Consider the following 14,972-nt stretch of genomic DNA (forward strand, 5'->3'; position numbering starts at 1 on the left):
CGTAGCTCCAGGTGACCGGGTACGGCTGCCTGCCCTGCGTCTCAACCTTGACGCGTGTCGGCGTCACTGCGAATCCGGCAGAGCACGTCGCCGCCGGCTCGGGTGTCGCCGACTGTCACGTCGACGCTCTCGATACGACCGGATTTGTGAGCACGGACCGGGTTCTCCATCTTCATTGCTTCGACCACCGCGATCAGTTCACCGGCCTGCACCTGCTGACCTTCTGTGACCGTCAGCTTCGTGATGGTGCCTTGCATCGGTGCCGACACGTCGTCACCGTTGTGATTCGGCGTCTGAAGTGCGGAGGTCGTTTGTTTCGACTGGGCGCGAATGCCCTCTGCATCGGGTCCCAGAATGCCGAGGCCCGGCAGATTCACCCGGTGTGCGCGGCCACCGATCAGAACCGTGACCGAATTGGGGTCGGTGGCCGTGGAGCCGGATGGATGACCTGCGATCTCCTCGGCGGACCCTTCCTCCAGGCCGAGGAATGCGGCGGCTTCGGCCTCGATCCAGGTCGTGTGTACGGCGAACGCCACGCTGTCGGTAGTGAATTCGGGCGCTCGAGTAACGGTGCGGTGGAAGGGTAGTACCGTGGGCAAGCCTTCGACCCGCATCTCGGCGAGGGCGCGGCGACTGCGGGCCAGCGCTGTGGCGCGGTCAGGACCCGAGACGATCAGCTTGGCCAGCATGGAATCGAACTGGCCACCGACAACGGTGCCCGCCTCCACGCCCGCGTCGATCCGGATTCCAGGGCCTTCGGGTACTTCCCACTTGGTGATCGTTCCCGGCGTGGGGATGAACCCACCGAATGGGTCCTCACAGTTGATCCGGAACTCGAACGCGTGGCCGATGGGCTCGGGATCCTCTGTCAGGCTGAGTGATTCACCGCGTGCGATTCGGAATTGCTCGAGGACGAGGTCGAGTCCCGTTGTCTGCTCGGTGACGGGATGTTCCACCTGCAATCGAGTGTTGACTTCGAGGAAGGACACGGTGCCGTCGCAGCCGACCAGGAACTCCACCGTCCCGGCACCGATGTAGCCGCTCTTGAAACAGATTGCGCGTGCACCCTCCCGGATCGCGGCTTCCTGCTCGGACGTGAGGAAGGGGGCGGGCGCTTCCTCCACCAGCTTTTGGTGGCGCCGTTGCAGGGTGCAGTCGCGAGTACCGACGACGACCACGTTCCCATGTGTGTCGGCGAGCACCTGGGCCTCGACATGGCGCGGTTTGTCGAGGTAGCTCTCGACAAAGCACTCTCCGCGCCCGAACGCCACGACAGCCTCTCGTGTTGCTGCTTCGAATTCGTCGGCGATATAGCGGGATTCGCGCACCACGCGTAACCCGCGGCCGCCACCTCCGAATGCCGCCTTGATTGCGATGGGAAGTCCATGTTCGGTTGCGAACGACTGGATCTCGGCGACACTCTGCACCGGATCTCGAGTACCTGGCACCAAGGGAGCGCCGACGGTTTCCGCGATCGCTCGGGCGGTGACTTTGTCCCCGAGAGCGCGGATGGTTTCGGGTCGAGGTCCGATCCACACCAGCCCTGCGGCGATCACAGCTTCGGCGAAATCTGCGTTCTCGGACAGGAAGCCGTAGCCGGGGTGGACGGCCTGCGCGCCGGCCGCGAGCGCGACGTCCAGGATTTTCCGGGCGTCCAGGTAGGTATCTGCCGCGGTCACGCCGTGCAGCGCGTGCGACTCGTCAGCGAGTCTCACATGGGGTAGGTCTCTGTCGGTGTCGGAGTACACGGCGACGGCTCGTAGACCGGCGTCGTGGGCGGCGCGGATGATGCGGACCGCGATCTCACCGCGGTTGGCGATGAGCACACTGTCGAACGGCTTGTACACGATTACCCTTTCGGTTTCGGGTGTGCCCAGTACAAATCGGGTTGTACGCAGGAATGCTCAGCTTCGAGCAGCAGGATTGTCTGGGGCCTCAGACGGGGCTGATCGCATGGTGGCGCGAACGGGGGCGTCGCTCCCATCCGTCTGCGTGCGCGAGACGATTCACCAGTTCGGTGCGCAGCTGATCCGGCTCGACGACCGAGTCGACCACGAGGTGGCTACCCATCCGGACGAGGCTCAGGTCAGCGGCCTGCTCGGCAATGCGAGCCTCGATGAAAGCCTCGCGCTCGAGGGGATCCGCGATCTCGGCGATCTTGTTCGCGTACACAGCGTTGACCGACGCTTCCGGTGCCATTGGGCCGATGGTCGCTGTGGGCAGCGCGATCGTGGCTCGTGGCTCGAAGCCCGGTGCGCACATCGCGTAGAAGCCCGCGGCGTAGGCCTTGCGGAGGATGACGCTGAACTTGGGAACCTCGGCGCTGGCCATTGCGGTGACCATCTTGGCTCCATGTCGGATGATTCCTTGGCGCTCGATAGCAGCGCCGACCATGAATCCGGGTACGTCGTGCAGGAAGATCAGCGGAATGTTGTAGGCATCGCACATCGAAATGAAGCGTGCAGCTTTGTCCGCGGAGTCGACGAAGATTGCGCCGCTGCGCACCAACGGTTGGTTGGCGATCAGTCCGACGGTTCGGCCTTCCAGTCGGGCGAGACCGGTTACCAACTCGGTTGCCCAGGCCGACTTGATCTCGAAGAAGCTTCCGGAATCGACGAGACGTGAGATCACGTCGCGCACGTCGTATGCCTGGTTGGGATCGAGCGGAATCAGATCGGGTTCCCAACAGGTGACCTCGGGGTCGGCGCACGGCTTCCGTGCGGGCTCCGAACGCCAATCGTCCGGAAGGTAGGACAACAACAGCCGTGCGGCTGCGATTACCTGCCAGTCATGGTCGAACACTTCATCGCAGCATCCGGACACCGTCGCGTGCATCCGGGCGCCGCCCATCTCCTCCAACGTGGTGTGCTCGCCGGTGACCTTCTCTGCCACACGCGGAGAGGCAAGGTACATGGACGCATTGCCGTTCACCATGCCGACCCAGTCGGTGAACGCGGGCATGTATGCGCCGCCGGCAGCGGAAGGACCGTGCAGACAGCAGATCTGGGGGACACGACCGGAGAGCTGAACCTGGAGTTGGAAGATCCGTGATGCCCCCCTTCGTCCCGAGTAGAACCCGATCTGGTCTGTGAGTCGTCCTCCAGCGGAATCAACCAGGTAGATCACCGGCAGCAGGTCCCGGTCGGCGCGCTCGAGGATCCTGATCTGCTTCTCGCATGTCAGCTCCCCCCACGACCCCGCCTTGACGCCGAAGTCGTGTGCGATCACGGCCACTGGGCGGCCCTCGATGCGCCCGACACCTGTCAGTACGCCATCGGCGGGCAATCCATCCTCGGCGGCGGCGAGGAGGCCGTCCTCGACCCAGCTTCCCGGATCGAGGAGCAGCGTGATTCTGTCGCGCACGGGGATTTTGGACGGCCAGCGTGAGGTGTCACCGCCGTCGAGTGCAGCAGCAATCGCCGTTCCGAGGTCTGATTTCGTCGACAGTTCGGTAGTGGTGCTCATGGTTCGATGCCCTTCTCGGACCGGACGTCCGGCGCCCGATGCATCAGTCCTGTCCTCCGGACCCGGCACACCAGGGCGTCCTTTTGGTTGAATGCGCGGTGCTCGAACACCACGAGTCCTGCGTCCGGCCGCGAGCGGGACGGACGTGAACTCACGATTTCGGTCTCCACGCGGATCGTGTCACCGGCGAAGACCGGGGCAGGGAACTCGACGTCGGACAGCGCGAGCTGGGCCACGATGGTGCCCAGCGTCAGCTCGGGAACCGACAGTCCGACCACCAGGGCCGAGGTGAACATGCTGTTCATAAGCGGGCGGCCGAACTCGGTGCCGGCGGCGTAGTCGGCGTCCAAGTGGAGGGGAGCCGGATTCATGGTCATCGTGGTGAACAACACGTTGTCCGTTTCGGTGACGGTTCGCCGTGTCACGTGGTCGACAACAGTGCCGGGGGTGAGATCTTCGAACCACCGGCCGGACACGGGCCGTGTCGGGGATGTCATGTCTGCTCCTGAGAAGTGATCTGTTCGATTGGGCCGTCAGTTGGAGCCTGCGCGCACGGCGCGAGCTACGACGTCGATGGCCGCAGAATCCTCGACCGCCGACGTATCTCCCTGCGGCTCACCATAAGTGGCGATATCGCGTAGGAGCCTGCGCATCAACTTGCCGGTGCGTGTCTTGGGCATGGCAGCGATCAGATAGACATGCCCCAGTGCGGCGTACTTTCCGAGCCGCTCGGAAACGGCGTTACGAATCTCTTGCACCGCCGCTTCCGGGTCTTCGTCGTGCAAGATCACGAATGCTGCAGGGACCGTGCCCTTCGTGTCGTCGGGGACACCGACGACGGCGGCCTCCATGACACGTGGGTGGGAACTGACGATTGCCTCGATCTCCGCGGTGGAAATACGGTGAGCGGCAATGTTGATCACGTCGTCTGCTCGCCCGAGCACCCACACGTGTCCGTCGTCGTCGACAACCGCCTCGTCGCTCGTGGCGTAGTAGCCCGGGAACTGGGTGAAATACGTCTCGAGGTATCGGTCGTGTTCGTTCCAGACTGTGCGTGCAAGCGTGGGAAACGGATGGGCGAGTACGAGGTTGCCTTTGACTCCTGCCTCGACGGGTACGCCGTTGTCGTCGACGACTCGACAGTGGTGACCTGGAACGGGTCTTCCTGCAGAGCCGGGCTTGAGGTCGTCGACGCCGTAGATCGGATAGCTCCATGTTGATCCGGTCTCGGTCTGGCCGTAGGCGTTGATCACCGGAACCCCACCTGCGAGGTTCTCGGTGGCCCAGTTGAAGGTTTCGCTGTCGAGGAGCTCGCCCTGCGCGGTCACCAGCTTCAGCTTCGGCAATGGATGGCACACGGTGAGTTCGTCGCCGAAGCCGCGCAGCATGCGGAGCACGGTCGGTGCTGCGAGGACCTTCGTGACGTTGTGCGATTCGCAGAACTCATAGAACCGTTCCGGTGTAGGGGAGTCCAGCGCGCCTTCGTAGCAGGCGATCGTCATTCCGTTGGCGAGTCCACCGACAACGGCCTGAATGGGGAATGTCAGCCAGCCCACGTCGGCCGCGACCCAGTAGACATCTCCGTCCTCGGGCCCAGCCTGCCAGTGCGTGTTCGCCCACGTTCCCGCGAGGAATCCGCCGACACTGTGCACGAGCCCTTTCGGTCGCGACTGAGTTCCACTGGTGAAGATCAGGAAGGCCGGATCATTCGCGTCCATCGCAGCCAGCGGTGCCGGCGTGGATTGCTGATCGACGAGTTCGTGATAGTCGATCTCGTTTTCCTCGAGTGACAGTCCGGAACCGGTGCGATCGATGACGATGGTGCTGCGGATGCTGGGGACTGTGGTTCGAGCCTTGCGCAGCGTTTCCAATAGCGGCACCAGTTTGGTGCGGCGGTAGCTGGCGTCAGCCACTACCACGACCTTGGGCTTTGCCTGTTCCAGGCGCGAACGCGCAGCTTCTTCGCTGAAGCCGGCGAACAGGACTGTGTAGATGGCGCCGATCCGATTGCACGCGTGGATGGCTGCGAAGGCTTCGACCATGTTCGGCAGGTAGATGGCGACGACGTCGCCCCGTTCCACCCCGAGGTCGACGAGGCCGGCGGCGAGGCGACCGACCTCATGTGCGAGTTCGGCGTACGTGACCTTCCGTACGTCGCCCGGTTCCCCTTCCCACACCACGGCGTACTTGTCGCGGGTCACGGGGTCCTCGGCCCACCGATCGACGCAGTTGTCGGCGACATTGATCAGGCCGCCGACGTAATAACGAAAATCGCCGAGATCGCCTTCGACGACGCTCTCGTACCGCTGCAACCAGCGGAGGTGATCGCCCACCCAATCCCAGTAACGGTCGGAGCCTTCCTTGTGTAGAGCTCGGGCGTGGTCCGCCTCTGCCTCGTATTGGTCGGATCGCCACTCCGGCGCGAGTGGGATCAGAGGCGACGAAATCAGATCCTTGATGTTGTCCGACATAGCTGACTCCTTGCCCTGTGGGTGCCGATTCGAGTGAGAATGATCGGGAGCGGGATCAAGCGCCGGGCAGCAGCTGCTTCGCGATGATGTCGAGCTGTACCTCGTCGACACCGCCGCCAATTCGCAGAATGCGCATGTCGCGGTAGTGGCGAGCAACCCCGGACTCCTCGACGAATCCCGAACCACCATGCAGTTGGACCGCGTCGTCGACGATCTGGGACGTTGTTTCTGCGACGTAGTACTTGGCCATAGCCACGGTGTTCGCAGCCTGGGGGTCACCGTCCCTCAATTGTGCTGCCGCCTTGTATGTCAGCAGTCGAGCAGCCTCGAGCAGGGTGTGCATTCGCGCGAGGCGGTGGCGAACAGATTGACGATCTCCGAGACGCCCTCCGAATACGCTGCGGTTCGAGACATAGTCGGTCGCACTTCGCAGACTGTCGGCCGCATGCCCCAACCCCATGGCGGCGAGACAGATTCGTTCGAGCTGAAACGCTCCCATGATCTGATAGAAGCCGCGCCCGATCTCGCCGAGTACCGCGCTGTCGGGCACTTCGACGTCGTCGAGCATTACCTCTCGCGTGTCTGATGAATGCCAGCCCATCTTGGGCAGAGGGGACCCTACCGAGAGCCCCGGCGTACCCGCGTCGACGAGGAATGTCGTGATGCCTCGGTGTCCCGCCTCGGGATCGGTTTTCGCCGCGACGATGAAAACGTCCGCGATCCCAGCGTTGGTGATGAACATCTTGCGGCCGTTGATCCGGTAGCCGTCCGCCGTGCGGACGGCACGTGTGGTGATACCTGCGACGTCGGACCCGGCGCCTGGTTCGGTGACCGCAATCGCGGCGATCTTTTCGCCGGCTGCAATGGCTGGACTGTAGGACGCGGCCTGGTCAGGCGTGCCGTAGTGGACGATGTGCGTGCCGGCCATATACGCGCTGACCAGTGCGCTTACAGCGATCCCGCCGCTGGCGCGACTCAGCTCCTCGGCGAGAATTGCCACGGCCAGCTCGTCCCGGCCGCTTCCACCGTGTTCTTCCGGGGTCATCAGGCCGAGCAGTCGTGCCTTTCCGAACTCGAGCCACAAGGTCTTCGGTGGACGCCCGGCGGCTTCGGATTCCAGCACGACTGGTCGAACGTGTTTCTGTGTGAAGGCTCGGCACGTTCCCTGAAAGTCCAGGTACTCGTCTTCGAATGAAAAGTTCATCTTCCCCACTTTCCCGACTGGTCGGTAAAGTGAAAGTACCGGTCGAGTTGTCGAGGGTCAAGAGATGATTGGTGTTCGTCGAAATCGGCGCGCCCGATACGCTGAGTTGCGGCACCGGGACGTCGGGGGCCAGAGGAGGAGAAGCGTCGAATGGCGACCCGAGGAAGGCCCAGTCATGCTGCGGCGCAACGTGAGCGAGTGCTGGCCGGGGCGGCGGATATCTTCAGTAAGCAGGGTTACCGTGCCACCAGCATGAATGAGATAGCCGCCGCCGTCGACCTGTCCAAACCGACGCTGTACCACTACTTCCGGAACAAGGAAGAGCTCCTCATCCGTCTCTACGAGGACGTCATGAACGAGTCGCTCGCCACGGCCCGCCGCATCGTCGACACGGTGCCGAACCCTCTCGATGCTCTACGCGATCTCATTGCGTACCGGGTGCGGTACACCTGTGAGAACCAGGCGATCCACAAGGTCTTCTTCGAGGAAGAGGAAGAACTACCCCCTGAGCTGCTCCATTCCGTAATGGAGATGCGCAAGCAGTTCGAAGACGTGATGAAGGGGTTGGTCGGCCAGCACCTCGATGGCACAGGTCGGTCCTTGATGGTGTCGGAGACGGTCTACGTCAATACCTGTCTCGGCGCAGCCAACTGGGTCTACAAATGGTACGACCCAGAGGGTCCGCTCGAACCAGAGCAGTTGGGTCAGGACGTCGCGAGCCTGCTTCTACTGCCGTTGTCGGCATGATCTTCGGTGTGGGAGGCCGCGTCGTCCGTGATCAGCATGGCTAGCTGAGTGCGCGATCGCTGTCAGTCGTACATCGCTGTCGTGCGCCGTGGACGGACCTCGGGATCGACACAGCGAGTTGGTGATCGGATCCCGCAAGCCGGAATGCTGTTGGCGCTCGCGCCGGTTGCGATGATCGCGGTGGCCGCCACGTAAGGGGAAGATGCGGCGGCCACCGCCGCCCTATTTCGCGACCCGCTCCCACATCTGCAGGTACGCCTCCGCGCCACGGGACATGTCGTCCATGAACTGCTGCCCGTCGTCACCGGCGAACTTGCGCATGCCCTCGATCCAGTCCGGGATCATTCCGTACTGCGCCAGGCCGTCGGTGTTGAAGTCGAACACCCGGGTGCCGGCGCGCTGCTGGTCCATCACGGTGCCGCCGTCGAACGTCGTGTACGGGTAGTCGACCAGGTGCCCGCCGTCCTTGGGCGGCGCCGGCTGGGAACCGAAGCCGTTGGTATCGGCGCCGTATCCGTAGCCGAAGTAGAACCGCCCGTCACGCTCGGCACGGGCGTCGCGCCACTCGGTGAGGAGGGTCTCCGGCGGACCGGCGTACGACGCGACGAAGCCGCCGAGCTTGTAGATGCGCGCGTAATTCGACGGGTCGGTCCAGCTGTGACTCGACACGACACCCGAGTAGTGCGCGTCCTCGAGGATCTTCAGCGCCGAGTCGGCGGTCTTGACGCCCATGTGGTCGATGTCGATGATCATCCCGCGCTGCATCAGCCCGCGGACCGCGTGCGCACCGAGCGGGGTCAGGTCGCGGGCGTTGCACACGTCGCCCGGCGGGTAGACCGGGAGCGTGACACCCGGCGGCAGCGACTTCGTCACTTCCGCGGTCCCCTCGTCGACATTGCCGATCGGGTTGTCGGCGGCGACGCCGGTGCAGGGCTCGACCTTCCAGAACTCGCCGGTGCCCAGGAAGTTGCCGACGTTGACGGCGGTCCCGGTGAGGCCCTGGTCGAAGCGGACGCCGCCGAGGGCGTTGTCGAACTTGTGCGTCAGGATCACCTGCCGCACGCCCATCGAGTACAGCTCGTCGAGCCCGGTGTCGATGTCCTGCTCGGTGCATTGGGGCACGCCGTTCCGCACGCCGCAGCCGAACGGCTCGGAGATCTCCACACCGAGCGTCACCGCGAGCTTGCCCGACGCCGCCACCCGCCGCGCGTCCGCGGGGGAATCGACGATCCGGAACCAGCCGCGGCCCGGTCCGCCGTACTGCGCGTCGACGTAGTCCTGGATCTCGTGCGCCTGCCGGGCCTCGATCCGGATGGTCTCGGTCTCGTCGCACGGGTTGCTGCGCAGCGGATACAGCTCGCACAGCACGCGGTTGGACACCAGCAGGTTGGTGAAGATGCGCAGCCCGCCGCGCCACGCCCGCTCGACCCAGCGGTAGTACGTCTGCTCGTGGGTCATCGAGTCGTACGCCGGCACGTCGGCGAAGCTGGGCCACATCGTCGTGTCGTGCGTCTCGAACGGGTTGCCGTGCGAGAGGACGTTTTCGAGCAGCGCGGGCATGCCGTCGGGCTTGTGGTCCGGGCAGTCCTGCAGTGCGTCGGTGACCCCGAGCGGGGAGTACGGCTTGCCGCAGCGGATCTCGCCGCCGATGAACTCGTTGGCGTTCATGTGGACGTGCGCGTCGATGAAACCCCGCACCTCGCCGGACGGCGCCGCCCCGACTGGTGTGCCGGTGGCGTTCACCTCCGCCTCCGGGAAGTCGGCGCAGCCGTCGGCGGCGGTCAGCCGGAACCGTCCGGCCTCGGGATCGGCACCCGGATCGGTGACCGTGAGACGCCCGTCGGAACGGTTCACGCTCAACTGCTTGCCGGTCACGGTGCCGGTCGCCGTGTAGACGCCGTCGGTGAACGTCAGCATCCAGTCGGTCGCGGGTGTCGCCTGCGGTGACGCGGTCACCTTGCCCGACTCGCCGGCGATCAACGCGGAGTCGTTGCCGTACAGGAGGAATCGGCCGAGTTGTGCCGCCTGCATCCGGAACCGGGTGGCCGCCGCGGCGTCCCCTCCGGTGCGGAAGCCGTCGCCGTCACGAGTGACGGACCCCGGTGCGACGTCGGAGGTCAGCGTGTAGCAGCCGCCGGCGAGACCGTAGACGGGATCGGCGGGTGGCCCCGGATCGGTGGGGTCCGGGGAAAGGGGTGCCGACACCGCACTGGCGGTCACGGCGACGGCGAGGGTCAGTGTGGCGCCGAACAGCGCCATTGCCCGTCGTCGAACGGATCCGGATACACGGCTCATCGGCGACCATCTCCTGAGGGAGCCCAAACGTCATTGTCTGGCAGCAGGCTAGGACAATTTGGACGCCCGTCCAGGTATTTTCACGCACGAGTCCCGAAGTGTGGACATATACGATCGTCGCGCTGACGTAAACGCTGGTCGTGGGGTCAGCAGTTGGTCGGCGCGGGCAACCCGGCGAACCGATCCTTCAGGTACAGGAAGGCTTCGGGCAGGCCCACCACCGCGTTCGTCATGTGCTCGGCAACGGGGTAGCCGCGGAACATGAGGGTGGCGCCGGCCTTGCAGTACCGGTCGGCGGTGGCCGCGACCGATTGGTACGGCGTCAGCTCGTCGGTGGTGCCCTGCCACATGAAGACCGGCGCGGTCGGGACGCCGGGGAAGTCGACCAGGCTGTTCTCGCGCATCACGGCGCGGATGCCGGCGTCCTGCAGCAGGCTCGTGGAGGCGGCGACCTCGGTGACGCTGTGCACCAGGCCCTTCGCGATGATCATGGTCCGGCACTCGTCCTTGAGCTCCTCGCGCAGCGCCAGGCCGGCCGGGCGGAGCTGCGAGCCCACCGGGAGTCGATCGGGGTACTCGCGCTCGAGTCCCATCGCCGCCGCGAACCCGAGACCGAAACCGGGATGCCGATCCGCGAGCCCGAGCCCGACGGCCATCTCCTCGATGTCGGCCGGGACGCCGCCCTGCGCGACACCGGCGAGCTTCACATCGGGCGCGTACGTGGGATTGAGGGCCGCCGCCCACGCGGTGGCCATGCCGCCGCCCGAGTATCCGGCCAGCGCGACGGGGCTGCCCGACAGTCGCAGTTCGGGTAGGCGCTTGACGGCGCGGACGCCGTCGAGCGTGATCATCCCGCCCAGCTTCGCCGCGCCGTACGCGCTGTTGGGGCCGAGGTGGTCCGGGATCGCGACCGCCCATCCTTGCGCGAGTGCGAGCGGCAGCCCGAAGACGTCCTTGATCTCGCCGGTGAACAGGGCCGCGGACGGGGCGCATCGCATGCCGAGCGAATTGACGATCGCCTGGTACGACAGGACCGGCATGTCGGACGGCGCGCCCACCGGCTTGATGACCGTCGTGACCGCCGGGATCGGGTCACCGGCAGAATTGGTGGACCGGTACTTGATCTGCCACACCTCGTTCCCCGGCGCCAGCCACGTGTCGGCGCGACGGACCGCGAGCACGTCGCCGGGTGCCTTCGACGTGATGTCCGGCGGCGCGGCATAGAACAGGTCCGGTAACGGCGTCGGATACGCGGGTGACGCTGTCGCCGCCGCGGGCGCTGCAACTGTTCCGGCCAGCACGGTGGCGACGGCCAGCGCGGCCATGGTCGTGAATCGACGCGCCAGCGACGTCATACGCGTTCCCCCCCAGGGATCGGAGTGATGAAGGTCACCGAATTGTGAGTCTCGCGGCAGGACCCTAATGGAACGTTCGGTAGATGGGAAATGCGCAGATAGACGGCCCACTGGCGGGCCGGCGCGGTCGCGGTACGGGTCGACGCGAATAATCGGGATGATTCGAACGTGTTCGCGGGTTACAGTAGGTAGCCCCACGAGAGACGTGGGGACGTACGGGGCTGAACGGTTTCGACTGCGTACGTTGAGTCAGGGGAAGCGTGTCGGTGCAGGCAAGAGACCACCGTAAGCGTCGCTGCAAACCAATAAGCGCCGATTCCAATCAGCGCGACTACGCCCTCGCTGCCTAAGTAGCGACTGCGTGTCTGTCAGCCCGGGTTCGCCCTCGACCCGGATCCTGGCATCAGCTAGAGGGCTCTACCGTTCCACTCGGTCGCGGAGTGGGTCGGGACAACCAACAGCGACTGGGATCGTCATCACGGCTTGTTCGCGAGACCGGGAGATCCAAGTAGAGACATAGCGAACTGCACACGGAGAAGCCCTGGCAAAGCGGCGGAGGACCCGGGTTCGATTCCCGGCAGCTCCACCAAGGGGCCTGATCGGAGAGTGTTTCGACACTCTCGGATCAGGCCCTTTTTGCTGTCCGGGGATCGGAATCCGCGTGATCGGCGTTGCGGCGCCGCCGCGCGTGCCATGATCGTTCGCGTTCGAATCCGGTGGGGGGAAACTGCCGGATCTGTCGGTTGTGCATGGGGTTGCGGCGCGTCCCGACAAGGGGGCGGGTCGTCACAGGGAGGGATGCTGCGATGACGGATGTGCAAGACACCACTAACGAGCGACGAGCGGGGGACCTCGACGAGCTCTCAGGCGGACGGGTTGCGCTCTCGGACGGGCGCTACGCGTGGGAACTGCCGGTCTCGACGGTGTCGAGCTTCGACGACGTCGTCACTGCGGTTGCAGCCCAGGTGTTTCCGAATGCCCAGGTCTCCGCGGTCAGAACGCATGCCGACCTCCCGACGACCGGTTCGCTCAATGTGAGCGTGCGGCCGCACCTCGGTGGGGCCTCGGTTCAGATTCACTGCCGAGATCATCTGGCGACGTCACCCGTCGTCAATCCGGCGGGCTTCGCTCTGCTGTTCGAGGCCGTCGTCTCGTCCGGCGAGGCAGTCCCGGAATCGGTCCCTGCGGCGTCCACGCCGGCCCGGCCGGCGGCACGGGCCGAGGCTCGTCCCGAATCCGCGGGCGCCACGGTCCAGTCCACCGGCCCGGACGTGCCGCCGCGTGACGCGGCCGAGCGTCTGACGTTCGCGACGTGGGCCGTGGTGACGGGCAAGTCGGCGAAGAGCATCTTCGCGACGCTGCCGATTCTCGACGACGAGACGGCCGAGAAGATGGCGGCGCGGCTGACGGAGCGGGCCGGCGGCGAGATCACCGTGGACGACGTGCTGGACGCGGAGACGGTCGAGCAGTTGGCGGAGACGGTGCGTCAGCATCTCGAGGACGGTCTGAAGATCGACGGTCTGGTGCGGACGCTGCGTCCGCGGGCCGAGGGTTCGGATGCGGTGCCGGTGTTCGTGTTCCATCCGGCGGGCGGGTCGACGGTGGCGTACGAGCCGCTGCTCAAGCGTCTGCCCGCGCACACGCCGATGTACGGACTGGAGCGGGTCGAGGGGCCGCTGAAGGACAGGGCGGCAGTGTATGCGCCGATCCTGCGTGAGATCCAGGGCGACGGCCCGTACGTGCTGGCCGGCTGGTCCTTCGGCGGCGCGCTGGCGTATGCGGTGGCGAAACAACTCCGGCGGGAGGGCGCCGACGTCCGGATCGTCGGCCTGATCGACACCGTCATGCCCGGCGAGAAGGTCGAGGACACCCCGGACGAGATCCGGGCCCGCTGGCAGCGTTACGCGGCGTTCGCGAAGAAGACGTACAACCTCGACGCGCCCCTGCCGTACGACAGGCTGGCGGCGGCCGGCAGCGACGAGGAGCAGATCCAGATCCTCATGGACCTGCTCGAGCTGAGCGGTACCAAGATCCCTGGCGGCATCATCGAGCACCAGCGCACGTCGTGGCTCGACAACCGGGCCATCCCCACCACCGACCTCGAAACCTACGACGGCGATGTCGTGCTCTACATGGCGGACCGGTACCTGGACGACCAGATCGCGCTCGAGCCCGCGTTCGCGACTCGCCAGCCGGACGGCGGTTGGGGAGAGGCGGTGGAGAACCTGGAGATCGTCCGTGTCGGATGCGACCACATCCAGATCGTCGACGAACCCTATGTGGCCGCGGTGGGGGCACACTTGAGTGAGAAGCTGGCCGCCATCGACGATGCGGTGCAACGGGTCTGAGCCCGTCGAATCGAGGGGAGGCTGCAGTGCAGGTCGTGGAGCGGGCGGCGGCGACGATCGTCGGGATCGAGGTGGTGGCGCCGTTCGCCGAGCTCGCCGTCGTGGTGCCGCAGGCGTGGGCACGCGTCTTCGCCCGTCACCGCGATCTGCTGAGCGGTCCCGACGACGTGTTCGTGGAGTTCAGCACGGACCTTGGTGACGGCGACTACCGCGAGGTCCTCGGTGTCGTCGTCGACTCGCTGCCGGCGTCGCTGCCGGAGGGGTGGAGCATCGCGAAGGCACCGGGCGGCCGCTACCTGCATCATCGGCACCTCGGTGACGAGTCCACGATCGCCGACACCTTCGGCGCGATGCATCGCTGGGTCGAGGTGAACGGGCTGCGGGCCGGCGTGCACAAGCTCGACGTGGGATACCGTCCCGGTGGCGTCGCGGCCCACGACCTGTATCTCGATCTGGGCTAGCCGCGGGGCCCGGTTGCCGGCCCCGCCGGCTCGTGGTCGGCGAGCGCGCGCTGCATGATGACCGTGTCGATCGACGTCGCGTTCTTGTACCCGACGCCCTTCAGTCGTCCCGCCACCTCGAAGCGTCGACTCCGGTGCAGGTGGAACGAACTCGATTCGGGCGCACCGGTTTCGGATGTCAGCACGGCGATCACGTCACGGATCCCGACGCGGGCGCACTCGTCGAGTGTGTGGTCGAGCAGTGCGCCGCCGATCCGTCGTCCGGTGGCCCAGGGTGCCAGGTAGATCGACTCCTCGACGCAGTACCGGTAGGCCGACCGCGTCTTCCACGGCGAGCAGTACGCGTATCCGGCGATCCGCCCGTCCGTCTCGGCGACGAGGAACGGCAGTCCCCGCTCGGCCAGCGACCAGTAGCGATTGCTCCACGCCACGCTGTCCGGCGGCGTCTCGTCCAGCGTCACGGTGGTGGCGTCGACGTAGTGCCCGTAGATCGACGCGATGTCGACAAGGTCGGCGGGCCAGGCGGGACGCACGGTGGCTTCCGGCATGACTACCTCGCAGTTCTTCTATAGAGGTCGAAGTGTCACCACTATAGAGCACGCGAATCCGGAGGCTATCGGTGGCGA

10 protein-coding genes, 1 other RNA gene and 1 pseudogene are annotated in these 14,972 nt (G+C 65.6%); 4 read left to right on the plus strand and 8 right to left on the minus strand.

All coding sequences use genetic code 11. From position 1 onward, the window contains the following. Positions 1-41: 41 nt before the first annotated feature. The 5 genes from ABI214_RS22110 to ABI214_RS22130 all read right to left on the minus strand — a co-directional run bounded on the left by ABI214_RS22110 (position 42) and on the right by ABI214_RS22130 (position 7,140). Entirely contained in the window at positions 42-1,847 is a 1,806-nt protein-coding gene (locus ABI214_RS22110) for an acetyl/propionyl/methylcrotonyl-CoA carboxylase subunit alpha (RefSeq protein WP_348604600.1), read from the minus strand. A gap of 88 nt (positions 1,848-1,935) precedes the next feature. After that, a complete protein-coding gene (locus ABI214_RS22115) occupies positions 1,936-3,465 on the minus strand; it encodes an acyl-CoA carboxylase subunit beta (RefSeq protein ID WP_348604601.1) in 1,530 nt (509 codons plus the stop codon). After that, on the minus strand, positions 3,462-3,941 hold the full coding sequence (locus ABI214_RS22120) for a MaoC family dehydratase (RefSeq protein WP_348611913.1): 480 nt from the start codon (positions 3,939-3,941) through the stop codon (positions 3,462-3,464). The genes ABI214_RS22115 and ABI214_RS22120 overlap by 4 nt, the downstream gene beginning before the upstream one ends. 57 nt (positions 3,942-3,998) lie before the next feature. Then, positions 3,999-5,936: an AMP-binding protein gene (locus tag ABI214_RS22125; RefSeq protein ID WP_348604602.1), complete on the minus strand. Its 1,938-nt coding sequence runs from the start codon at positions 5,934-5,936 to the stop codon at positions 3,999-4,001. 55 nt (positions 5,937-5,991) lie between these two features. Then, positions 5,992-7,140 (minus strand): acyl-CoA dehydrogenase family protein, encoded by a 1,149-nt coding sequence (locus ABI214_RS22130; RefSeq protein WP_348604603.1) that lies wholly within the window; start codon positions 7,138-7,140, stop codon positions 5,992-5,994. A 150-nt stretch (positions 7,141-7,290) separates the two neighbouring features. Between ABI214_RS22130 and ABI214_RS22135 the strand changes: the two genes are divergently transcribed. Then, positions 7,291-7,887 (plus strand): TetR/AcrR family transcriptional regulator, encoded by a 597-nt coding sequence (locus tag ABI214_RS22135; protein ID WP_348604604.1) that lies wholly within the window; start codon positions 7,291-7,293, stop codon positions 7,885-7,887. Between the two features lie 222 nt (positions 7,888-8,109). Here the strand turns inward: ABI214_RS22135 and ABI214_RS22140 are convergent, their stop codons facing one another. Both ABI214_RS22140 and ABI214_RS22145 read right to left on the minus strand, forming a co-directional pair. Further along, complete coding sequence (locus ABI214_RS22140; protein ID WP_348604605.1) at positions 8,110-10,182, minus strand: peptidase; 2,073 nt, start codon at positions 10,180-10,182, stop codon at positions 8,110-8,112. Positions 10,183-10,328: 146 nt separating this feature from the next. Continuing rightward, positions 10,329-11,537 (minus strand): lipase family protein, encoded by a 1,209-nt coding sequence (locus tag ABI214_RS22145; protein ID WP_408586282.1) that lies wholly within the window; start codon positions 11,535-11,537, stop codon positions 10,329-10,331. A 217-nt stretch (positions 11,538-11,754) separates the two neighbouring features. On the opposite strand from ABI214_RS22145, the gene ssrA reads away from it, so the two are divergent. The 3 genes and pseudogenes from ssrA (at position 11,755) to ABI214_RS22160 (ending at position 14,346) form a co-directional block, all read left to right on the plus strand. Next, positions 11,755-12,126: a transfer-messenger RNA gene (gene ssrA, locus ABI214_RS22150) on the plus strand. A 562-nt stretch (positions 12,127-12,688) separates the two neighbouring features. After that, positions 12,689-13,885: pseudogene (locus tag ABI214_RS22155) on the plus strand (alpha/beta fold hydrolase); the annotation flags it as partial. 26 nt (positions 13,886-13,911) lie between these two features. Beyond that, the gene (locus ABI214_RS22160; protein ID WP_348604606.1) at positions 13,912-14,346 is read left to right on the plus strand and encodes a GyrI-like domain-containing protein; all 435 of its coding nucleotides are present in this window, start codon (positions 13,912-13,914) and stop codon (positions 14,344-14,346) included. Here ABI214_RS22160 and ABI214_RS22165 read toward each other — a convergent pair. Then, entirely contained in the window at positions 14,343-14,894 is a 552-nt protein-coding gene (locus tag ABI214_RS22165; protein ID WP_348604607.1) for a GNAT family N-acetyltransferase, read from the minus strand. The two genes, ABI214_RS22160 and ABI214_RS22165, sit on opposite strands and share 4 nt — an antisense overlap. Positions 14,895-14,972: the final 78 nt, after the last annotated feature.

Source organism: Prescottella soli (assembly GCF_040024445.1).
GTDB lineage: Bacteria > Actinomycetota > Actinomycetes > Mycobacteriales > Mycobacteriaceae > Prescottella > Prescottella soli.